Genomic DNA, 20,736 nt, shown 5'->3' on the forward strand with positions numbered 1-20,736 from the left:
TTAATAAGTTCACCACGGCAAGGTTACCGTCCGTATTCCCCGCCGCAGGCGGCCTGCTCCAGTGGGCAGGCGGCGGGATCGGCTGAGCCTGATTTTTGCTGACCTGGCAACAAGTCTGGTGGCTTCGTCGCCGGTTCTGCAGGATGGGCGGAGGCAAGCGGCCGCCCGATGCGGTGGACGCTACCTTGATCGCACAGCGGTCCCATGGTTCAGGAGGAGACGCATGTCGCAGCAGGCCGTAGAGATCACGCACCGGGTGGTTGCGTCGCCGGGCGGCCGGATCCACCTCGCGGAGCAGGGCGCCGGGCCTCTGGTGCTGCTGGTCCACGGGTTCCCCGAATCCTGGTACTCCTGGCGCCACCAGCTGCCGGTGATCGCGGCCGCGGGATTCCGCGCGGTCGCCGTCGACGTCCGCGGCTACGGCCGCTCATCCAGGCCGGCCGCCACGGACGCCTACCGGATGCTCGACCTGGTCGCGGACAACGTGGCGGTGGTGCACGCGCTGGGCGAGGAGTCGGCGGTGATCATCGGCCACGACTGGGGCGCGGCCATCGCCGCCAACTCGGCCCTGCTGCACCCGGAGGTCTTCCGCGCGGTGGGCCTGCTGAGCGTTCCCTACACCCCGCCCGGCGGCCCCCGTCCCAGCGACGTCTTCGCCAGTCTCGGCGGGGACGACGAGCTCTAGGTCTCCTACTTCCAGGAGCCGGGCCGCGCCGAGGACGACATCGAACCCGACGTCCGCGGCTGGCTCGCAGGCTTCTACGCCGCCTTCTCCGCCGACACCATGCCCGCACCCGGAGCCCCCGATCCGCACTTCGTCGGCGTCGGCGCAACGCTGCGCGACCGGTTCCCCGCCGGCCCGCTACCGGCCTGGCTCGACCAGCGGGACCTCGACGTCTACGCCGGGGAGTTCGAACGCACCGGCCTGACCGGAGCGCTCAACCGCTACCGGAACATGGACCGCGACTGGGCGGACCTCGCCGCCCACGCCGGCGCCCCCATCACCCAGCCGTCCCTGTTCGTCGGTGGCAGCCTGGACGCCTCCACGACCTGGCTGGCCGACGCGATCGAGGCGTTCCCGGTCACCCTGCCGGGCCTGCGTTCCTGTCACCTGCTCGACGGCTGCGGCCACTGGATCCAGCAGGAACGCCCCACCGAGGTCAACCGGATCCTGACCGACTGGCTCGCCGACCTGCCCGCCTGAGGCCCGTCACGCAACCGCCGGGAGCCTGCTGGGCCGCTCGAACGCTCCTCCGCCGAGGCCCGTGCGACCGGGCGGGACTCGTGGTCGGCCCCACCCTGTCGCGGTCGGGGGGGGCCGATCGATCAGCACATGGCACATGAGCAACGGACACCGCCCCGACCGCGCGCGGCGCCTGCGGCCGGTGTCCGAGCCGTGCGGCCGGCTCACACGACGACGCGGGGCTGTCCGTTCGAGGCGCTGAGGCCGCCGTCGACCGGGAGTTGAATGCCGGTCACGTAGCGGGCGTCCGGACCGGCGAGGAAGGCGACCACCGAGGCGATCTCCGCGGGCGAAGCGACCCGGCCCAGCGGGATGCGCTCCGCGAAGGCCTTGACCACCGGCGCCTGGGCGCTCAGGCCGCCCGTGATGCCGGTACCCAGGGTGAATCCCGGGTGGACCGCGTTGACGCGCACCTCCGGGGCGTGGTCCAGCGCCATCGCGCGGGTCAGGTTGACCACCGCGCCCTTGGCCGCGTTGTAGGCGGCCATGCCGTAGTCGCCGCCCAGACCGCCCGTGGAGCCCACGTTGACGATCGCGCCGCGCGCGGCCCGCAACAGCCCGAGCGCGGCACGGCTGGCGTAGAAGACCGCGTCCAGGTTGAGCGCCATCGCGGCCCGCCAAGCCTCGGGGGCCACCGTGTCGACGGCGCCGAACGCGGGCGCACCCGCGTTGTTGACCAGGACGTCCAGCCGTCCCAGTTCCGCCGCGACCGAGGCGAACAGCGCCTCGACCTGGTCGGGCACGGTGAGGTCGGCGGTCCGCGTCAGGACCTCGGCGCCCGGGGGCGCCTCGGCCGCCGTCCGGTCGAGCTTGTCCCGACTGCGCCCGACCAGGACGACCTTCGCGCCCTCGGCGGCGAAGCGGTGTGCGATCGCCGCGCCGATCCCCGACCCGGCCCCGGTCACCACCACGACCCGCCCGGCCTCTGAACCCATCACGTCCTCCTCGGCGCAGCGTTCGCGAATCCGGCCGTCGCGGCGGGACGCGCGTCAGGAATCCGTCCTGTCCGGCACCACCCACCCTAGGAACGGCGTGGCCCCGTACGCTTGAACTCCAGTGCCACGTCGACGGGACTTCAGCGCCAGACGGGAGGCGAGATGGCGGTGTCGGGGTCGAGCGGCTCGGCCGGCGGAAGGACCTTCGCGGTCGACGTCAGAGCCTCCAGCGCCCCCGGGCAAGGCTACGACCGGTTCCGGCACGGCTGGGAGGACCAGATCGGCGGCCCCTACCCCGCGCCCGCCTTCACACCCGGAGCCACCGGGGACTTCAGGATCAGCGCCCGCGCCGTCCTGGCCCACGAGTCGGTACTCGCGGACGTCCGCAGCGAGTCCCTGATCGGCACCAACGGCAGTGCCCTCGACCAGGGGGACGACCTGCTGCTGCTGCACGCGGTGACGAGCAACGCCTGGGAGTTCACCCGACAGCAGAGCGGCCGACTCACCGTCCCCGCAGGCGGCTTCGCACTCCAGCGCAGCGGGCCACCGACCTTCGAAGCAGCCCGGCGCGCCAGGGCGACGGTGGTCATCCTGCCCGCCCGCACGCTCGGTCCGCTGATCGGCGACCGGCTGATCACCGGCTCCTCGGCCGCGCCCGAGGCACGGCTGCTCCTGGGCCACGTCCGGCTCGTAGCGCGCAGCGCCCCCGACCTCTCCCCGAACGGCGCGCAGGCCGCCCACCTGGCCCTGGTCGAACTGATCCGGGGCGTGCTGCGACAGCAACCCGATGCCACCGAGGCCGCCCACGCTCCCGCCCTGGCGCAGGCCGCCAGGGACCTCGCGGACACCCGGCTCGCCGACCCGGAGCTCTCGCCCGCCCTGCTCGCCAGGGAACTCAATGTTTCGGTCCGGACCTTGCACCGGGCCTTCGCCGGTGCCGAGGAGACCGTCGCCGGATACATCCGCCGCCGCAGGCTCGAACACGCCCGAAGTGCGCTCCTGTTGGCGACCGGTCGGCCGAGCATCTCCGAGCTCGCCGCGTACTGGCAGTTCGCCGACAGCAGCCATTTCAGCCGGGCGTTCAAGCGCCACTACGGCCAGAGCCCGGCCGAGTTCGCCCGCGCGTCGGGGAGCCGCCCCGTACCGGACCGGCCTCCCGCGTGACGGAGCGGGGGCATCGGGACGTCACTGTGCAACCCCGCAGTGAGCCGAAGGGGTGGGGTCACGTCCACGACTTCGGCCCAGCGGATCAGCACGCGCACCAGCTCCTGGCTGACTTTCGCTCGTCATCGAACGCCGCTGCCGGGCTCTGACCTGAGGATGTCGCTGCAGCCGGCGTCCACCCACGCCTTGGTCGGAGCTGACGCGGGGCCGGTGGCGCTCGACATCGGCCCTGGTCTCGGCCTGGTGGACAGGCCGACAGCGCCGGGCTCCGCCCGTGGAGCGGGGGCCGCCGTCGGTCAGTGCCTGGCCGGTGCGGGCTGCGCGATCGGCCAGCGCGGTCCGTCCGGGCTGCCCTGCCACGCCCACTGGGAGTCGGGTGTGACGGTGATCCCGTAGTCGTACCGGTCCGGCCGGCCGAGCTCCTCCCACTCGGACCAGGCGGTGGTCACCTCGTCGCCGATACGGTGCGGCCCGCCCTGGTACAGCGTCACCGTGCCGTCACCGCGGGCGGTGAACGCCGCCCACGACCGGGCGCCGTCGTGGACCCAGGCGTTGACGCCGTCCTCGTCCCGGCCGGTGAGCAGCACCGCGTCCGGCACGGCCACGCGCAGTGCGAACCGCAGGTCCCAGTCGCTCTCCAGCGGGCTCAGGTCGCGCGTCAGCAGCCGCTGCGAGTCCGGTTCGGCGTCGCCGCGCACCGCGGTGTACGCGGCGTGGCCGATGGGCACCGGGGTGGGGCCGGCGCGGTCGGCCATGAACTGCGCGAGTCCCTGCACCCAGCCGGTCGCGCTCTTGCCGTCGTCGGCCACGATCAGAGCCACATGCCCCAGCAGGCCCCATGGGTAGACGATCCGGCCACCCGGCCGCACCGCCTCCACCCATGTCCACGGAACGGCTTGCACCGCGCAGGTGGCGTGGATCCGGTCGACCTGCCCGCCCCCGGGCACCGGGCCGCCGGTCGCGTTGCCGGTCACCACCTCGACCGCAAGGCCGGCGGCCGCCAGGCGCCGACGGGCGAGCGCGGCCAGGCCCTCATCGACCTCGCTGGAGACCACCCGGCCCGGACCGGCCCGCCACGCGGCCAGCGCCGCCGTCCACCCCTGCCCGGTGCCGATGTCCCAGACCCGGTGCCCGGGCTCCAGCCGCAGGCTGTCCAGCATGTCCGCCACCACCGCGGGCGCGGAGAGCGACGAGGACGGCAGGCTGCCGCGCACCTGGGTGATGGCCGCGTCGTGGATCGTGGTGAACAGCTCGTCGGCCCAGCCTCCGGGATCGACCGCTCGGTCCACCGGTCGGTACGCCCGACCATCCCACCGCCACAACCGGTCCGGCGCGAAACGGTCGCGCGGCACCGCCGCACAGGCCTCCCGCACCCACGGCGAACGGGCAGGCCACGCCTGCTCGTTCGCCATCGCCACGTCCAGGCGCGCCCGGCGCCCCGCCAGGTCCTCGCCGCTCGTCACCGCGCTACCGCCCCCGCTTGCCGGTGCCCGGCGGAGGTGGCGGGACCTGCCCGTCGCCGTTTCCGGGGGGTGGAGTTCCCTTGGAGGGGTCGGGCGGTGCCTTTTCGTGCTTACCCATGATGCTGCCCTTTCGGTCGCGTACGGGACACGGTCAGCCGTCCATCCTCGCCCACCACGCCGCCTGCCGGTAGACCCGAACCGATCGCGGACGACTTCCTCGCCTTGCCGCCGCTCACGGCTGGACCCTCGGCACCGCAGGCGGAGGCCTGTGCGAGCGCTGGCCCACGATCGTCGGCCCCGACGCCGCCGACCACTGGCACCTCGCCGGCTACAACCCGACCACCTGGGCGGTGCCGGGGGTGTGGTGCAGGCAGGTGCCGGTACGGGCGTTGCGCAGCTCGTACGCCACCGGCTCCACCGGAACGGCACGGGCCGGGGCCGGCAGCAGCGCGGCCGGCGCCACGCCGGCGGCGGTGGTCGGCGTGCCGGGGGCGAACGGGCGCCGGGGGGCTTTGCGTCGAGAACATGGTGCAGCGTTCAACGCCCCGACCCGGTGGTCAGGAAACGAACCGCCCGGGCGCCGGTCCCGCCCGGCGGTCCGTGCCCGGCGGTCCGTCAGGACCAGTCCCACTGCGGCTCGCCGGTGAAGTCCTTGTTCTCCTTGTCGATGTTGCCGGTCTTGTACTTGTCCTTCTTGGGGAGGGCGAAGACGTACTCGCGCCGGTCGGCCGCCGCGCTCTCCATCTTCTCCGAGACACTGTGGTAGCCGAGCGCGTAGAAGTTCTCGGACGGGTTCCATTTGTTGTAGCAGTAGATGGCGTTGCGCTTCTTCTTCATGTGCTCGTCGGGGATGTCCAGCACGTAGGCGGCGCCCCTGCGGCGGTCGCTCTCCGGGTAGTCGTAGGCGTAGACGAAGTTGAAGCGCACGTCGGTGAGCGCGCCGTCCCACGCCAGCTCCACGGCCGCGTCAGTGATCGCCTTGTGGGTCCGGGTGACCTCCAGCCAGCCCGCGGTGAACTTGTGCGAGGCGCCCGGGTACTGGTCCGCGAGGGATGCGATCTTCGACTTGACCGTCTTGGTGAGCTTCTTGAAGGCGTCGCCGCCGTTGTACGCGGAGTCCTGGATCTTCCAGTTGATCACCTTGTCGACGCCGAGGGCCTTCGCCGAGGCCATGAACTCGGTGGTCCGGCCGGGCACGACCATGCTGGCACCGTCGGTCGGCCAGTCCACCCCGTGGAGGCCGTGGGCCGCGCACCGGCCCGAGGGGCGCAGCCTGCACGGCCAGTCCACCTTCTCCATCTCCCCCGTCTTATCGTTCTTCTGCCACGCCCACTCGTTCATGATGGCCGCCAGCTGGTCGTTCTCACCCCGTGTCACCAGCACCAGGTACACGGGCCGTCCGGCCGCCTTGTGCTCCAGGATCGATCCGGCCAGGCCCAGCGCCTCGTCGTCCTGGTGCGGCGAGTAGAAGATCGCCGGGGCGGACGCGGCCGAGGCCTTGCCCCCCATCAGGCCGGTGCCCAGAAGCGTCGCCCCGGCCATCGCGCCCGCCGTCAGCAAGCGCCGCCGGGACAGGCCCGCGGGTGCGAGGTCCGCCAGCGCGGCCTCCGGCCCGCTCCACCGGGCGGGCCCGAACCCCGGCCCGCCGTCGCCGGTGGAAGCGGAGAGATCGAGACGATGGCGGAAGTGGCGATCGGCCATGGGCAGGCTCCTTGGACAGCGGCGCCACGGGTGCGGCGCGGGAAACGGGCGTTGACGGTGACGGTGGACGAACCACCAGGTCACACCCACGACACTACGGAGCGCACCCGTCACCGGGCGTCACCCACCGGAACGGGGACCGCACTCCCGCCCCCGCCCCGACCCGGGACCGTGCTCCCGGGTCCCGGCCCGCCCATCGGCGGTGGCAGCGGCAGAGAAGGAGTCCATGGGCAGCGTTCGCAGCGCAGCGCAGCCCGGTCCGTCGGCGGCGCGGGCGCACGGACGGGACAAGTAGGCGGTCGTGGCCGTGGTCGGCGATCCGGCGGCGACAGCGGACAGCGCTCAGTCGAGCTCGTCGAGAAAGGTGAAGACGGTCAGCCACTCACCGTCGGTCGGACGGTAGCCGAGGCGGAGCAGGCCGCGGACGACCGGGGGCATATGGCTCGCCCCGTAGACGACTGCCACCTCCAACGGACCGTCGAGCGGGCGGCGGTGAAGCTCCCACAGAGCTTCGAGGAGCAGCTGGTCCCGCTGGTCCAGCACCAGTTCCTCGAGGCGTTCAACGCCGGTTCCGGCAGTGAGCAGGCGCTTCTCGTCGAGCGAGAGGTCGTCAACGGCAAGCCCGCGCGCCAGCGCGCGGCGGCTGCCGAGGAAGCGCAGCCAGAGTCCGTAGAGCGGACTGAAGACGATCAGGGACACCCGGAGCGCGCGAGGCACCCGCCGCCAGCCCTTGGCGACCCGGGCGGCGTCCAGATCGGGGCGGAGGACCGGAACGCCGAGGGCGCGATAGTCCAGCCGCTGTTCGACCAGGCCGAGTCTGCGAGAGGCGGCCAGCTCGTAGCTGAGGGAAAGCGCCCGTGCGCCGGAGGGCGCAGCATCGACCCCTTCGACCACGACCAGGCCTGCCGTGCGCAGCCGCTCCTGCACCCCGGCGTAGAACTGGGGCTCCCCGATGTGGACCATCGGGTAGAGCACGAAGGTCAGCCTGCCGCCGCGACGGCGGAGCACCGTCACCGCCGAGCGCACCCCCGCCAGAGCGGTCACCTCAATGAACTGCATCACGGCCCCCCTGCCGTCTGATGGAGCCAACTATCGGCCAACAGGCCTGATTTGGCGAGCGGCCGAGGAGGTTGACCGCGCCTTGTCGCAAGCAGCCCCGGACCTCCTGCCGGACGGCCCCGGTCCTGGCTTGCACTCCCTCCGTGACCGAGGATCCGAGGTGCACGCGCTGCCGGAACACTGGAGTCGAGCAGGGCTTCGCCGAGGACTTTCCAGGCCGACGTCTTCCGCTGCGCTGATGAGGCCCGAGCTGCTGGAGGTCATCCACCGCCTGCGCCAGGAGCATCTGGGCGCCATCGATGACGCCGACTTTCCCGACGTCCTCGCGGAGCTGAGCGCCGCTGTCCCCGAGGCCGATCTCCCCGCCGTTCTTGCGGCCGCCGTCGGGCTGCATCCCGATGGCACCCCCATGGAACCGCAAGCCGTCCGGGTGCCGGGTGTGCGGCGAGGACACGGTGGGGCGCTCGGCCTCGCGGACTGCATGGAGATCCTCGCCGTCACCGGCCGGCAGCCGACCGTGGACAGCCTCGCCGACGTCCTGGAAGGCGCGCTCGACGAGATCGAAGCCATCGGCACGTCCCAGGCCTTTACCGGAGTGCCCACCGGTTTTGAGGACCTCGACGCGCTGACCAACGGCCTGAAAGTGGACCGGGCGGTCCGCAGTGCGAACGTGTTCGTTACGATCGGGCTATGACTACGAGAAGAGAGCCGATCAGCCGCCGGGAGCGTCCGGCGAAACCCGCCCTGTCCCGGCGCTGGATCGTGGACACCGCCGTGCGGATCATGCGGGCGGAGGGGCTGGGAAAGGTCACGATGCGCCGCCTGGCGCAGGAGCTGGATACCGGCCCGGCGTCACTGTACGTCTACATCGCCAACACGGCCGAGCTGCACGCGGCCGTTCTGGACTCCCTGCTCGGCGAGGTCGACCTGACCGGGCGGGACGGCGGTGAGGACTGGCGCGAGCAGCTTCGTGCCGTCATGGCGTCGTACACCCGGGTGCTGTTCGAGCACCCGCAGCTCGCGCGGGCCGCGCTCGTCGCCCGCCCGAGCGGCGAGAACTACCTGCGCCTGGTGGAGCGCATCCTCGATCTCCTCTCACAGAGCGGGGCCGGTCGCGAGCAGGTCGCCTGGGGGGCGGACAAACTGCTCCAGGACGCGACAGCCACCGCCGCCGAGCACTCGACGCGTGAGCACGATCCCGCCTCCGAGGGCGACTGGAACGCCACGGTGCGTGCGCTGCACGCCGTGGACGCCGCCACGCACCCGGCGATCACCGCGCACATGCCCTCCCTGATCGGCGGCTCGGTGCCGGACAGGATCCGCTGGAGCTTCGACGTCCTCGTCAACGGCATCACGCGCACGCCTGTCCCGGGCGTAGTGGCCTGATCCCAGGGCGGGGTGGCCCGCCTGGGGACCGACGCGGCAGGGGGACGGCGGTTCTCCTCGCGGCCTGCCGAGGGGCGAGGCGAACTTGTTCGCAACGAACGCGTTCGTTATCGTGGATGGAGTGAACGAGGCATCCCCTGCCTTCTCGCCGCGCAGCCGCCCCGGCAGGGAGCCTTGCGGCGTCGGCGGTGATGACTCGGCATACCGAGGTGTTCCCCTGCTGCTTTCGGAGGCCCCATGACCACCAGCCATTTCCCGATCGCGATCATCGGTGCAGGTCTCGGCGGCCTGACCGCCGCCCGTGTCCTGCACGTCAACGGCATCGAGTCGGCGGTCTTCGAACTGGAGGCGTCGGCGGCGGCCCGTACGCAGGGCGGGATGCTCGACATCCACGAGAACAACGGGCAGAAGGCCCTGCACGCCGCCGGCCTCCACGACGCCTTCCTCGAGATCGTCCACGAGGGCGGTCAGGCGATGCGCCTGCTCGGCTCCGACGGCACGGTGCACGTGGCCGAGGAGGACGACGGCACCGGCGGCCGGCCGGAGGTGGACCGCGGCGACCTGCGGGACCTGCTGCTGGGCTCCCTGCCCGACGGCACGATCCACTGGGGACGGAAGGTCACCGGTGCCCGGGCGCTGGGCGACGGGCGCCATGAGGTGACGTTCGCCGACGGCTCGGCCATCACCACCGATCTCCTGATCGGCGCGGACGGCGCCTGGTCCCGGATCCGGCCGCTGGTCTCAGACGCCTGGCCCCTCTACACCGGCATCTCCTTCGTCGAGACCGACCTGTTCGACGCCGACACCCGCCACCCGCGCAGCGCCGAGGTCATCGGCGGCGGGTTCTTCATCGCCCTGGGGGACGAACGCGGTGTCCTCGCGCACCGGGAGAGCGACGGCAGTCTCCACGTCTACACGGCGCTCAAGGCCGACGAGGGCTGGTTGGACACGGTCGACTTCACCGACCACCCAGCCGCCAAGGCCGCGGTCCTCGCCCACTTCGAGGACTGGGACGAGGGCCTGCGCGGCCTGGTCGCCGACGCGGAGACGATCACCCCGCGCCGTATTCACGCCCTGCCCATGGGGCACCGCTGGGACCGTGTTGCGGGCGTGACGCTGCTCGGCGACGCCGCCCACGTGATGTCCCCCTTCGCCGGGGAGGGCGCCAACCTCGCCATGTTCGACGGCGCCGAACTCGCCCTGGCCATCGCCGCCCACCCCGGCGACACCGAGGCCGCCCTGGCCGCGTACGAGGAGGCCCTCTTCCCGCGCAGCGAGGCGACCGCCGCCGAGTCCGCCGCCAGCCTGGACACGATGTTCGGCGAACGGGGCCTGGAGCAGATGGTCGCGTTCTTCACCTCCGGCCCGCCGGCCCGGTAAGGCCCGCCCCGACGGCCGCCTCTCCCTCAAGTCACCGAACCCACCCTGCTCAGCCGATCCGGAGGAACCATGACGACGCCCCACCGGCGCACCATCCCGCTACGGCCCGGACTGGACCTCGAAGTGCGCGAGGCCGGCACGGGCAGCAGCCCGGTCCTCGTCCTGCACGGCGGCCCCGGCCCGTCCAGCATCGCGCCCCTGATCGACCACCTCGCATCGGACCACAGGGTGGTGGCGCCCACCCACCCGGGCTGGGGCGCCACCCTGCGGCCCGACGACCTGGACTCCGTGCCCGCACTCGCCGCTGCCTACCTGGACCTGCTCGGCCACCTCGGGCTGAACGACGTGACGGTGATCGGCACGTCCTTCGGCGGCTGGGTCGCCACCCAGACCGTCCTGGACGACCGCGAGGGCCGGATCTCCCAGCTCGTCCTCATGGACGCCATCGGCCCCGTCATACCCGGCCAGCAGATCACCGTGCCCGCCGGTCCACCCGCTCCGGCGCCACAGGGCGGACCGCCCGCACAGGCGATGACCGCCATGCGCGCCTACGCCGGGCCGGCCATGGCAGACACCGGCATACTGCCCCGCCTTTCCACCGTCACCTGCCCGGTCCTGGTGATCTGGGGCGCCGACGACGCAGTCGTCACCCCCGACTTCGGCCGTGCCTACGCCGCGGCGTTCCCCCACGCGCGATTCGAACTCATCCCCGGCGCAGGACACCTGCCCATCCGCGAGAAGCCTGAGACGGTCTTCACCCATCTCGACTCCTTCCTCACCCACCGAGCCCGGGCCACCGGCCACTGAACCCCTGCCGGCGGCCACCACGAACTCGCCCTGTTTACGGGTGGTACTTCTCGGCGATGGTCTGGGCGACGCCCAACGAGGAGTCCAAGGTGACGCGGACGGTGACGGCGCCGGTCTTCGCGGCCGTCTCCGCCTGGTCGGCGGTGCAGTTCGTGGTGCCGTAACCCTGGCTGTCCATGGTCACGGTGCTGCCGTCGCGGGAGCAGATCGCGGCCGCGCCGAGGACCTTGGTGGCGTTGTTGATCATGAACGCCTGATCGGCGCCGCCGTTGTCGGGCTTGACCGCCAGCTTGCCGGGCGCGAGGTAGCTCAGCTTGCCTACGAGCGTCCGCTGGTGGCCCGCATCGGACCCGCTGCTCCCACCGGAGGTCGAGGAGGAACCCTGACCGCTCGCCACGGGCGCGGTGGCGGTGGGCTTGCCGCTGGAGTGCGCGGAACTCGTGGCGACCGGCACGCTGGTGGCGGAGGGGGTGTCCGAGGAGGTCGCGTCTTCGGGGCCGCACGCTGTCAGCGCTAACCCCGCGACGACGAGCACCGCAGCCGACAGTCCCCAACGAGCAGTCTTGATAAGCATGTTGTCCCTCTTTCACTTTCGACGCTGTCCCACCGCAGTGGTGGCGGTGCGGGCGGCCCCGCCCCTTCCCGAGGCGGCCTCCCCGCTGACACGGTGATCCTCACACGGGCCGTCCGCACACGTCAGCGCCTGTTACAGGCCCGTGGCGCAACCCCGCACACGTCATGACAATCAATACAAGAGCATCGCCGCTGAGCCGACCCACCCCGGCCCGGCAGTCCCAGGGCAGTCCCAGAGCAGTCTCGCGCATCGCCACGGCCCGTAGGCTTCCACCTTCGCCGGCACGGCTGACCGTCGTCCGCGCCGGCAGCCGGTCCGGCGGCTTGCCTGTGGCCAAGGCGGTGTGCAGCTCACGGTGGCCCGTCGGCGCCGACCGCATCGCAGGCCGGCCACCGGCAGCGGGCCGTCAGAGAGTCTTCGCGCAGAGGTCGTTCAGCACGACATGCGGCTGCTCGTCGCCGACGCGCTGGGTGGCGTCACCGGTGACGCCACCCAGCGCCGTTCGACACCGTGCTGCTCATCGGCCCGCACCTCTGACGCCGCTCCAGTTCCCGGCCCGCGGCCCGCCCGTTGACCCAGCGGCGCAGATCCCGCGCGTGCGGAGCAGACGCCGAGCCACTCACGGGCGCACGCAGCCCGATCGGGTCGTCTCCGCGTGCGGGGCCTGCCGGACCTCGGCCTTCCGACGGGTCACCAGGCGCAGGACAGCTCCTCGGCAAGGGCGGGTGCTACCACTTGGCCCAGGGAAGGTTCCAGCCGCCGAGGCCGTTGTCGGGGGCGACGGTCTTCTCCTTGGTGTTCACGACCGTGACGACGTCGCCGATCAGCGAGCTGTTGAAGAACGACCCCGCGGGGGAGGTGTCGCGGCCGCCCTCCACGTCCTTGAGCGCGACGCAGCCGTGGCTGGTGTTGGCCTTGCCGAACGGGTCTCCCTTGTACCAGTAGTTCCCGTGGAGGTAGGTGCCGCTCCTCGTCAGCCGCATCGCGTGGGGGACGTCAGGGATGTTGTACTCATTGCCCAGGCCGACGGTCTGGGAGTTCATGTGGGTGACGTTCTCCTTGGACATGATGACCATGGTTCCGCCCCAGGAGGGGTGCTGGTCGTCGCCGAGGGTGGCCGGCACGGTGGTGGACTTGCCGTCCCGCACGATCGTGATCTGGTGTGTGGCGGCGTCCGCGGTGGTGACCTGGGAGCGGCCGATGGTGAACGGTTCGTCCTTGTCGACGTCGCCCCAGACGCCGGGGGCGACTTCGACGTTCTTCAGCCGGTAGTGGATGGTGACCTTGGTGTCCGGCTTCCAGTAGTCCGCCGGGCGGAAGTCGATCCGGTCGTCGCCGAACCAGTGGCCCTTCACCTCGGTGCCGTTGTCCGTCTCGAAGGTGATGGCCTTGGCGACGGCGTCCTTGTTCACGATCTTGCTGCTGAAGTCCACCTTGACGATCATGCCCACGCCGTAGGTCTGGCCGTCGGCGATGTTGTCGTTGGTCGACACCTGCTTGCCGGGTGAGACGGTGGTGAAGGCGCTGGTGACCGCGGAGACCAGACCGTCGGTGTCCTTCGCCTGGGCGTTCACCGTGTACGCCGTGCCGGGGGCGAGCGCGGTGGCGGGCTTCCAGCCGGTGCCGTCCGGGGTGATCGAGCCCTGGACGGGCTTGCCGTCCTTGTCGGTCACGTCGACGGCGGTGAGTTTGCCGTGGGAGACGGACACCTGGAGCGCGGTCGGTGCGACTGCCTGGGCCCCGTCCTTCGGCTGCACGTCCAGCACCGCGGTCGACGTCCTCGGCGTCGCTGCGGCGGCCGCCCCGCCGGGCGCGCCGGTGGTGGTGGCGGTGGTGGTGGCATCAGCGACCTTGTCCTGGCTGTCGCCGCAAGCCGCGGACATCAGCAGGACCCCGCCCATCGCCAGTGCCGCCGCGCCGCGGTGGAAACGCTCGTTGGTGCGTATCGCGGCCAGGGCCGTCCGAACAGTGCTCACAGTTGCTCCCTCTCGGTGTTCGCCGTCAGCTTGTGTGCCGGTTCGTCCCAGCGGCAACGGTGGGCCGGCGATCAGGGATGCTGGGACGCCTTTACCCTGTTTGAGCTGGGAAGACGTAACCTTCCTGGGACGCGCCAACAGGGCGCTGGGAGGGCGCGGCCGGTGCAGCCGGTCCCCTTGAGGGGAACCGTGGGGCGGTCTGCCGCGTGCTTGTCTGCCGGAGGTCACGTCGGCCCGCGTCCCGGTGATCCGGCTGTCGGTGACGGCCGGAGCCGGGGGTGCGATGACGGGGGCACGAGCGGGGGAGAGGATCAGTGCCAAAGGGGATCGGGGAGTCGATGGGAGCGGACGAGGTTGCGCGGTTGCTCCAGGAGCTGAAGAGCCGGTCGGGGCTCAGTTACGGTGCGCTGGCGAAGCGGCTGCACGTGAGCACGTCGGCCCTGCACCGCTACTGCAACGGCGAAGTGATGCCGGTTGAGTTCGCCCCACTGGAGCGCCTCGCGCGGCTGTGCCGGGCGACATCGGAGGAACGCACCGAGCTCTACCGGTTGTGGGTCACCGCCCACGCGGCGCGGGGGAACCGGCAAGCGTCCGCCCCTGCCCCCGCGGCACCGGAGCCCTCTGTGGCACCGGAGCCCTCTGCGGCACTGGAGCTCCTCACGGAACCGGAACCTGAACCGGAACCGGAAGTTGAAGCGGTAGCCGAACCGGAAGCGCGGCCGACTGGGGGAGGCGTCGCGGCGGACGGGACGGCCGCCCCCGCGCGTACCTCCGCCGTGCCAACGCGGCGGCGCGTGCGCCAGGGTGTACTCGCCGCTGTCGCGACTGCCGCGGTGCTCGCCGCCATCGGGGCTGTGGCCACAGGTGTCAAGACTTATCAGGGCGGTGACCCCGAGTCCGTTCCCGCCACGGCGGCGGACGCCGGGCCGTCGGCCGGCTCCCCGGGCCCGCTCCCGGCCCCCGGCGCCACGCCGGTCGCCGCCGGCGCGAGCCAGTCGGGGCCCGCCGACGCTGCCGACCGGGGCGCGAGTGCCCCGATCGCCGTCGCGGTCCGTCGGCCCGGCCGGGAGGACGGGTGTGAGCAATACCTGGTCGACCGCCCGCCATCGCAGGTACCCCGGCCGCCCGCGCTGGTGGACGTCCCCGCCTGGGTCTCCCAGGTCGGCGCGGTCGCCGGCCACTACCAGTCGATCGAGTTCGCCGTGCAGGGCACCGGCAGCGAGACCGTGGTGCTGACCGCCCTCAACGTCCGCGTCGTGCGGAGCGCGGCCCCGCTGGCCTGGAACGCCTACTCCATGGGCGAGGGCTGCGGCGGCGGAGTCGACCTCCACTCCTACGACCTCGACCTGGACGCGGCCCGCCCCCGACTGGTCGTGAGCGAGGGCAGTACCGGCCTGCCGGTCAAGGTGAGCGAGCGGGACCCGGAGGTCATCGAGGTCAGCGCCGAGACCACCTTCCACGACGTCAGCTGGTACCTGGAACTGGAGTGGTCCAGCGGCGACCGCAAGGGCACCCTGACTGTCGGCCCCGGTGCCGGCGTGCCGTTCCGCACCAGCGCGGTCAAGGGCCGGCCGCTGTACAGGTTCCCGAACGGTGGGAATGCCTGGGAGCCGAGCCCCTTCCAGGAGTGAGCTTGTTCCTTTTGGTCCGGCTTGATCGTCGGCGTGCGGGGAGGAGGCGTTCAGCTCGATGTGGACGTTCTACGCGCTCGGCTGTTCCCCCCGCGAGCGGGGGCTCTCGTACGGGGTCTCGTTCGACGTCTCGCCCGACGTCTCGTTCAGGGTCCCCCACCCGCGCCCGCCGCCTTGGCATTTCCGCAGGCCAGGCCCAGGATTCGGCAGAACTCAGCGGGCCGACTTACCTTCTGAGCGCCTGGTCTTGGTGGTGATGGGTGGTGGGCGGGTTGGGCGCGGTCGGTCCAAGGCGGGGCCGCTCACCGGCGCTCGGCCTTCCCCTTCGCGTCCGCCTGGCGGCGGCCGCCGCGATCGGTTCGGGCCGGGCGGCCCGGCCGTCGACGGGCCCGGGGTCGGTTTCGTCTCTGGTTTCGTTTCCAAGTACCCCCACCTCGCCGCTCCCGCACATCACCGCAGGTCAGGCCCGGCAAGGTCGGCCCGACCGACTCCGACTTACTCCTGGGAGCCCCCGACCGACCGACGAAGGAGGAGAGGGCGGCGGGCGGGCGGCGGCCCCGGGGTCCGGGGGCGCTGCGCGGGGCTGTTCCCTCCGGTCCGCGACTCGGTGCAGCAGCACCGCCCCCGCGTGCCCGACCAACCCCTTCCCGTCGGCGGCCACAGACAACGGCCGGTCCCACCCGGTACGCTCACTCGCCGAAAAGGTGCCCCTGTTCCTGCAGGGGATACGAACTCGACGCTCGCATACTTGCAGGCCAGAGGCACCTTTTCTCAACTCGGCATCAGATCAGCCTGCTCGGCTGAATATCCGAGGTTGACTCTCTGCGGCTCGTTTCAGGTGTACTGGCTGGACCTGCGGGTTACGCGTAGTAGTGCCAGTCCGTGCAGGACTTACCGTTGTCCGTCCAGGTAACGCAGAGCCTGGCGGAGGCTACCTTCCAGGGGAGGTCGGTCGACCGGGACTCTTCCAGTCGGACGGTGTGTGCGCCTTCCAAGCCATTCGTGTACCGGAATTCCATTTGCGCGTAGGAAAAGCCCTGCCCACCTGCGTCGTGGGCGTATGCCCAGACCCAGCTGGCGGCCCCGTCGCCGGGAGTGTTGTCGATTGCACCTTCAGATCCACCCAAGTAGAAGGTGTCCTGAGCCGCCGAGGCGCTACCTGCTCCGGCAAAGGTCATCAGGGCAGCCAACGCGGATGCTGCCGTCGCCGTAGCTAAAGTACGCCGCACAAACATGAACACTCCAGCGAGGTGTTGATTATGTTGGCGATTAAGAACCTTAAGATTTTCTTACGCCGAGAAACAGTATGAATTGCGCCAGGTAATGACTGTTTACGGCCGTCGATGACCTCGGGCTCGATTCGCCCGCGGGCCGGTCGGTTCCGCGCTCCTGCCCATGCGGGTCCTGCCCGCCGAGAGCACGGTCCGACGAGTTCGGTCGGGTCGAGCGCATCGGCAACGCGGTGCACCGGCCGGCCGCACCGTGGACTCCGGCGGTGCACGGCCTGCTCCGTCATCTGGAGGCCGTGGGCTACGAATACGCGCCCCGCGTGCTCGGCTTCGACGATCAGGGCCGTGAGGTACTGACCTGGATCGGCGGCGAATCCGGTCCAGACGGTTGGGCCAAGGTCGTCGACGACCAGGGTCTGATCACATTCGCCCGCCTCCTGCGCGACCACCACGACGCCGTGGCCGGGTACCGTCCTCCGGACGCCACGCTCTGGTCCACCACCACCGCCGGGCCCGTCGGCGACGAAGTGATCTGTCACGGCGACTTCGGCCCCTGGAACACCGTGTGGCGTGGCGCCCTGGCAGTGGGAATCATCGACTGGGATCACGCGCGTCCGGCGCCACGGTTGCACGATGTCGCGTACGCACTCCAACACGCGGTGCCGTTCCGCGACGATGCCATGTGCCTGCGGTGGCTGCGCTACCCGCCGCCACCCGACCGCCGCCACCGACTTGAGGTGTTCGCCGCTGCCTACGGCCTCACCGACACGGCCGGCCCTGTCGATGCCGTGCTGACCGTTCAGGAGCAGGGCATCGATGCCGACCGCCGCCTGGCCGAACAGGGCCAGGAGAGCGAGCGCCTCAGGGGCAGGAGGCCCGCTCGCGAAACCGCGGTCCGGCACCAGCCCGCTGTCGGGCGTCGACGCCCTCCTCGGCGGTGACCCGCGAGTACTTCCGTCCGCTCTGGGACGCCGCGGACACAGCCGCCAGTCAGATCCAGCCGCCCGCCGCGCCCCCTGCGGCCAGGAACAGGTCCTCGAGGCGCAGCGAACCGCGGTCCTGGCCAACCGCCTCGACAGCCACCTCCTTCACCCGGCGGCGGAGGACGACCGGCAGTAGCCCGTCAGACCCGACCGCGGTTTCGGCGGGGTGCCAGGAGGTGGGCAGGTCACGTTCTTCCGGGACCCGGGCGCCATCAGCGGCCCTCGAACCGGCGCAGCCCGACCCGCCGGGACAGCCAGACCAGTAGCTCGAAGAGCCCCAGAACCACCGGTAGGGCCCACGCGGCGATGTCGATCCCGCTGTAGTCCGTCTCGGTCAGTTCCGGCGCCGTCCAGCCGTGCGGGTCGATGAGCACGTCCTCCGTCCGCCCGACTTCCACCGGCCCGTCGCAGGAGTCGTTGCCCAGCTCGGCGTGTTTGAGCGGCTTGCCGTCCACCCGCTCCAGCAGGCAGGTGTACTCCGGCCCGTGCTTGCCCTGGTACCTCTTGACCGAGGTGACCCGCACCTCCACCCGCTGCCCTTGGTGCGCCATCACCTCTGCCTGCAGCAACGGCCCCGGCACGGACAGCGCGGCGATTCCCAGGAACACCCCGCCGACGATCAACCACCCGTTCGGCGCGGCGGTGATCATGAGCAGGAGAGTCGCGATCAGCGCGAAGGTCCCGAGCACCAGCCCGAGCCCGCTCCAGTCCGGATTGGCAGCCAGCAACGACAGCCCGACGATCACCGGTGGACCGAAGAACGCGATTGTGGTGAGGCGGCGGACCTGCCGGGACGAGGTGACGGCGGCTATTCGAGGCACGGTTCAGTGTGACGAACGGGGGCGTCAGGCAGAAGAGCGGGGCCCGTCGTGACAGTCGTCGATCTTCGGCGACGTAGGCCTGCAGGTCGTCGCGAACCTCGTCCGCGTCCCGGCGGCTGCGGGACGGCAGATGCTGCAGGCCGTCGGGTGCGGCGTGACCGGCGTATTCGGCCGGCTGCCAGCCGTTCTTGCGGCCTACCGGGCCGATGAGTCCGCGGACGTAGTCCCGCATCCGGCGCCGCGGCTCCACGTGGGAGGAGCGGCCGCCGATACGCAGGAGTAGATCACCAAGTTCTTTTTCCCGCAGGCTGGTTGGTGCATCGTCCACGAGGGATGACTGCCCGCAGCGTCGCCAGTACACGCGCAGGGGCCACCCGTTGGCGGGACGGGACGGCCAAGACCGCCCCACACCCGCCCCCATCCGGCTACGCACCCACTCCCAGGCCGTTGACCAGCGGAAATGGAGAAGTCCGGCTGGAGTGCCAGGGCGTGTCTTTCGGATCATGCCGCGCAGCTTTCAGAGCTGGTCGTAGATGGTGGCGAGGTGGCGCAGGACGTCGGTCGTTGCTTCCAGGGCTTGGGTGTCGTGGTGTGCGAGGGCGGTGTCCAGCGCCTGCGTGAGGTTGGCCTGGCGCTCGGTGTTGCGCTGGCGGCCGGTATCGGTGAGGGCGACGAGCACCGATCGCTTGTCGCCCTCGGGGCGTTCGCGGGTGACGTAGCCGGCGGTGGCGAGGCCGTTGACCAGCTGGGTGGTGGCGGCGCCGGTGGTCTCCGTGGCGGCCGCGAGTTGGCCGATCGGGAGCGGGCCGGTCTCGGCGAGTACGCGCAGGGCGCGGGCGTGGGTGAGGGAGAGCGCGCCGGGGGTGCGGGTGGCGCGCCCGCGCAGGCGGGAGTCGGCGGCGCTGAGGCTGTAGGCGGCGCGGGCGAGCTGGTCGAGGGCCTGGTCGCGGGCGGGGGTGGGCTGCTGCTTCGTCATGGGCGGTCTCCTCGGGGCGCTGGATGGTGCCGGGTTGACAAGAATTCTAGCCTAAGTACTTAATAGTTAAGTACTTAGGCACTGCGGACGGCGCAGCGGCCGTACCAGCAGTACCCCTTCCAGCCCTTCCAGAGAGGACACCTGTCATGACTGTTCGTTCCACCGGCCAGAACTGGGCCCTGGACATCGCCCTCGCCCAGGGCGGCTTCGACGCCCTGCACCCGCAGGCGAAGGGCACCCTCGAGCAGCTCGGCCACGACCACACGGACTTCGACAAGGTCTTCGACCTGGTGCAGAGCGGCGTGATGCTGCCCAAGGCGTGGGCCACCGTCGCCGGCCAGGCCGAGGAGCGCGCCGCCCACCACGAGGCGAACGGCTACGGCCAGACCGCCGCCGACCTCTACGTGCGGGCCGCCGTGATGTGGGGTCGCGCCCAGTACTCGATCTTCGACGCGGCCGACCCGCGCAAGCTGGCCTTCCGCGAGCACGCCAACCACTGCGTCGAGCGCCTCGGCGCGCTGCGCGAGGGCCGGGTGCGCCGGGTCGTCCTGGACTTCGAGGGCAAGCAGATCTTCGGCCTGCTCCACCTGCCCGCCGGCGAGGTGGAGGGCGCTCCCGCGGTGATCCTGGGCCCGGGGATGGACATGATCAAGGAGGACTACATCTACGCGGCCGAGCGCTACTACACCTCGCGCGGCATCGTGGCGCTGTCCATCGAGGGCCCGGGCCAGGGTGAGAGCCGGGCCGGCGGGCTGACCGTCGACCTGACCAACTACGAGCGCGCGATCGGCCGTTACATCGACCACCTGGCCTCGCTGCCCGAGGTCGACCCGAACCGGATCGGCATGTTCGGCATCTCGATGAGCGGCTACTGGGGCTCCCGCGCCGCCGCCACCGACCCCCGTCTGCGCGCTCTGGCCGCCTTCGAGGCCGTCACCGGCGACTTCACCACCATCTTCGAGCGGGCCCAGCCCACCTTCAAGAACAACTACATGTTCATGGCCGGCTACACCGACGAGGAGGCCTTCGACACCGAGCTCGTCGCCCAGATGCCGCTCGGCGACCTGGTCGGGCAGATCACCTGTCCGGTCCTCTACGGCATCGGCGAGTTCGACGAACTCACCGTCCTGGAGCAGGCCCTGGCCAACTACGAGCTGGTCCGCGCCCCCAAGGAGATGCGCGTCTACGAGAACGAGTTCCACCCCCTGGGCGGCGCCGCCGCCGAGGTCTTCCGGTTCGGCGCCGAGTGGGTCGAGCGAGCCCTGAACGGCGAGTTCGCCGAGCCCGGCCGCGACGTGCGCCACTACGTCCACGCCGACGGCCGCACCACCGACGGCACCGCCAACCCGACCTGGTGGCTCGGCACCACCCCCGCCCAGATCACCGAAGCCCGCCGCGCCTGACGCAC

General features: G+C 71.4%; 16 protein-coding genes and 3 pseudogenes. 10 read left to right on the forward strand and 9 right to left on the reverse strand.

From position 1 onward, the window contains the following. Positions 1-223 precede the first annotated feature (223 nt). A pseudogene (locus BG452_RS33235) lies at positions 224-1,204 on the forward strand (alpha/beta hydrolase). A 203-nt stretch (positions 1,205-1,407) separates the two neighbouring features. Here the strand turns inward: BG452_RS33235 and BG452_RS33240 are convergent. Further along, positions 1,408-2,178 (reverse strand): SDR family NAD(P)-dependent oxidoreductase, encoded by a 771-nt coding sequence (locus tag BG452_RS33240; RefSeq protein WP_188308066.1) that lies wholly within the window; start codon positions 2,176-2,178, stop codon positions 1,408-1,410. Positions 2,179-2,340: 162 nt separating this feature from the next. On the opposite strand from BG452_RS33240, the gene BG452_RS33245 reads away from it, so the two are divergent. Continuing rightward, entirely contained in the window at positions 2,341-3,342 is a 1,002-nt protein-coding gene (locus BG452_RS33245; RefSeq protein ID WP_188308067.1) for a helix-turn-helix domain-containing protein, read from the forward strand. A 296-nt stretch (positions 3,343-3,638) separates the two neighbouring features. Here the strand turns inward: BG452_RS33245 and BG452_RS33250 are convergent, their stop codons facing one another. The 4 genes from BG452_RS33250 to BG452_RS33265 form a co-directional block, all read right to left on the reverse strand. After that, positions 3,639-4,631: a methyltransferase domain-containing protein gene (locus BG452_RS33250; protein ID WP_317621345.1), complete on the reverse strand. Its 993-nt coding sequence runs from the start codon at positions 4,629-4,631 to the stop codon at positions 3,639-3,641. A gap of 502 nt (positions 4,632-5,133) precedes the next feature. Next, positions 5,134-5,346, reverse strand: coding sequence for a hypothetical protein (locus BG452_RS33255; protein ID WP_188308068.1), 213 nt, complete (start codon positions 5,344-5,346; stop codon positions 5,134-5,136). Between the two features lie 74 nt (positions 5,347-5,420). Then, positions 5,421-6,506, reverse strand: coding sequence for a PIG-L deacetylase family protein (locus BG452_RS33260; protein ID WP_188308069.1), 1,086 nt, complete (start codon positions 6,504-6,506; stop codon positions 5,421-5,423). Between the two features lie 342 nt (positions 6,507-6,848). After that, positions 6,849-7,565, reverse strand: coding sequence for a hypothetical protein (locus BG452_RS33265; RefSeq protein WP_188308070.1), 717 nt, complete (start codon positions 7,563-7,565; stop codon positions 6,849-6,851). 484 nt (positions 7,566-8,049) lie between these two features. Here BG452_RS33265 and BG452_RS46270 point away from each other — a divergent pair. From BG452_RS46270 to BG452_RS33285, 4 genes and pseudogenes are all read left to right on the forward strand, one after another. Then, positions 8,050-8,205, forward strand: a pseudogene (locus tag BG452_RS46270) (replicative DNA helicase); the annotation flags it as partial. 50 nt (positions 8,206-8,255) lie between these two features. Further along, on the forward strand, positions 8,256-8,951 hold the full coding sequence (locus tag BG452_RS33275) for a TetR/AcrR family transcriptional regulator (protein ID WP_188308071.1): 696 nt from the start codon (positions 8,256-8,258) through the stop codon (positions 8,949-8,951). A 237-nt stretch (positions 8,952-9,188) separates the two neighbouring features. Beyond that, complete coding sequence (locus tag BG452_RS33280) at positions 9,189-10,331, forward strand: FAD-dependent oxidoreductase (protein WP_188308072.1); 1,143 nt, start codon at positions 9,189-9,191, stop codon at positions 10,329-10,331. A gap of 69 nt (positions 10,332-10,400) precedes the next feature. Then, a complete protein-coding gene (locus BG452_RS33285; protein ID WP_188308073.1) occupies positions 10,401-11,138 on the forward strand; it encodes an alpha/beta fold hydrolase in 738 nt (245 codons plus the stop codon). A 34-nt stretch (positions 11,139-11,172) separates the two neighbouring features. Here BG452_RS33285 and BG452_RS33290 read toward each other — a convergent pair whose 3' ends face one another. Continuing rightward, positions 11,173-11,712: a hypothetical protein gene (locus BG452_RS33290; RefSeq protein ID WP_188308074.1), complete on the reverse strand. Its 540-nt coding sequence runs from the start codon at positions 11,710-11,712 to the stop codon at positions 11,173-11,175. Between the two features lie 728 nt (positions 11,713-12,440). Then, complete coding sequence (locus BG452_RS33295) at positions 12,441-13,688, reverse strand: Ig-like domain-containing protein (protein WP_317621346.1); 1,248 nt, start codon at positions 13,686-13,688, stop codon at positions 12,441-12,443. Positions 13,689-14,026: 338 nt separating this feature from the next. Between BG452_RS33295 and BG452_RS47865 the strand changes: the two are divergent. The 3 genes and pseudogenes from BG452_RS47865 to BG452_RS33305 form a co-directional block, all read left to right on the forward strand. Then, positions 14,027-14,218 (forward strand): annotated as a pseudogene (locus BG452_RS47865) (helix-turn-helix domain-containing protein); the annotation flags it as partial. A 324-nt stretch (positions 14,219-14,542) separates the two neighbouring features. Continuing rightward, entirely contained in the window at positions 14,543-15,319 is a 777-nt protein-coding gene (locus tag BG452_RS47870) for a hypothetical protein (protein ID WP_317621355.1), read from the forward strand. Between the two features lie 1,495 nt (positions 15,320-16,814). Beyond that, the gene (locus BG452_RS33305; protein WP_317621347.1) at positions 16,815-17,489 is read left to right on the forward strand and encodes an aminoglycoside phosphotransferase family protein; all 675 of its coding nucleotides are present in this window, start codon (positions 16,815-16,817) and stop codon (positions 17,487-17,489) included. Between the two features lie 254 nt (positions 17,490-17,743). Here the strand turns inward: BG452_RS33305 and BG452_RS33310 are convergent, their stop codons facing one another. Then, positions 17,744-18,352 (reverse strand): hypothetical protein, encoded by a 609-nt coding sequence (locus BG452_RS33310; RefSeq protein WP_188308075.1) that lies wholly within the window; start codon positions 18,350-18,352, stop codon positions 17,744-17,746. Between the two features lie 517 nt (positions 18,353-18,869). Then, entirely contained in the window at positions 18,870-19,328 is a 459-nt protein-coding gene (locus BG452_RS33315) for a MarR family winged helix-turn-helix transcriptional regulator (RefSeq protein WP_188308076.1), read from the reverse strand. A gap of 146 nt (positions 19,329-19,474) precedes the next feature. On the opposite strand from BG452_RS33315, the gene BG452_RS33320 reads away from it, so the two are divergent. Then, positions 19,475-20,731 (forward strand): alpha/beta hydrolase, encoded by a 1,257-nt coding sequence (locus BG452_RS33320; protein ID WP_188308077.1) that lies wholly within the window; start codon positions 19,475-19,477, stop codon positions 20,729-20,731. Positions 20,732-20,736: the final 5 nt, after the last annotated feature.

Source organism: Streptomyces sp. CBMA123 (assembly GCF_014596465.1).
Lineage (GTDB): Bacteria > Actinomycetota > Actinomycetes > Streptomycetales > Streptomycetaceae > Kitasatospora.

Excerpts from the sequence above, each read along its gene's own strand:
- BG452_RS33240 (WP_188308066.1), bottom strand. The coding sequence starts at position 2,178 with ATGGGTTCAGAGGCCGGGCGGGTCGTGGTGGTGACCGGGGCCGGGTCG.
- BG452_RS33245 (WP_188308067.1), top strand. The coding sequence starts at position 2,341 with ATGGCGGTGTCGGGGTCGAGCGGCTCGGCCGGCGGAAGGACCTTCGCG.
- BG452_RS33260 (WP_188308069.1), bottom strand. The coding sequence starts at position 6,506 with ATGGCCGATCGCCACTTCCGCCATCGTCTCGATCTCTCCGCTTCCACC.
- BG452_RS33265 (WP_188308070.1), bottom strand. The coding sequence starts at position 7,565 with ATGCAGTTCATTGAGGTGACCGCTCTGGCGGGGGTGCGCTCGGCGGTG.
- BG452_RS33275 (WP_188308071.1), top strand. The coding sequence starts at position 8,256 with ATGACTACGAGAAGAGAGCCGATCAGCCGCCGGGAGCGTCCGGCGAAA.
- BG452_RS33280 (WP_188308072.1), top strand. The coding sequence starts at position 9,189 with ATGACCACCAGCCATTTCCCGATCGCGATCATCGGTGCAGGTCTCGGC.
- BG452_RS33285 (WP_188308073.1), top strand. The coding sequence starts at position 10,401 with ATGACGACGCCCCACCGGCGCACCATCCCGCTACGGCCCGGACTGGAC.
- BG452_RS33290 (WP_188308074.1), bottom strand. The coding sequence starts at position 11,712 with ATGCTTATCAAGACTGCTCGTTGGGGACTGTCGGCTGCGGTGCTCGTC.
- BG452_RS33315 (WP_188308076.1), bottom strand. The coding sequence starts at position 19,328 with ATGACGAAGCAGCAGCCCACCCCCGCCCGCGACCAGGCCCTCGACCAG.
- BG452_RS33320 (WP_188308077.1), top strand. The coding sequence starts at position 19,475 with ATGACTGTTCGTTCCACCGGCCAGAACTGGGCCCTGGACATCGCCCTC.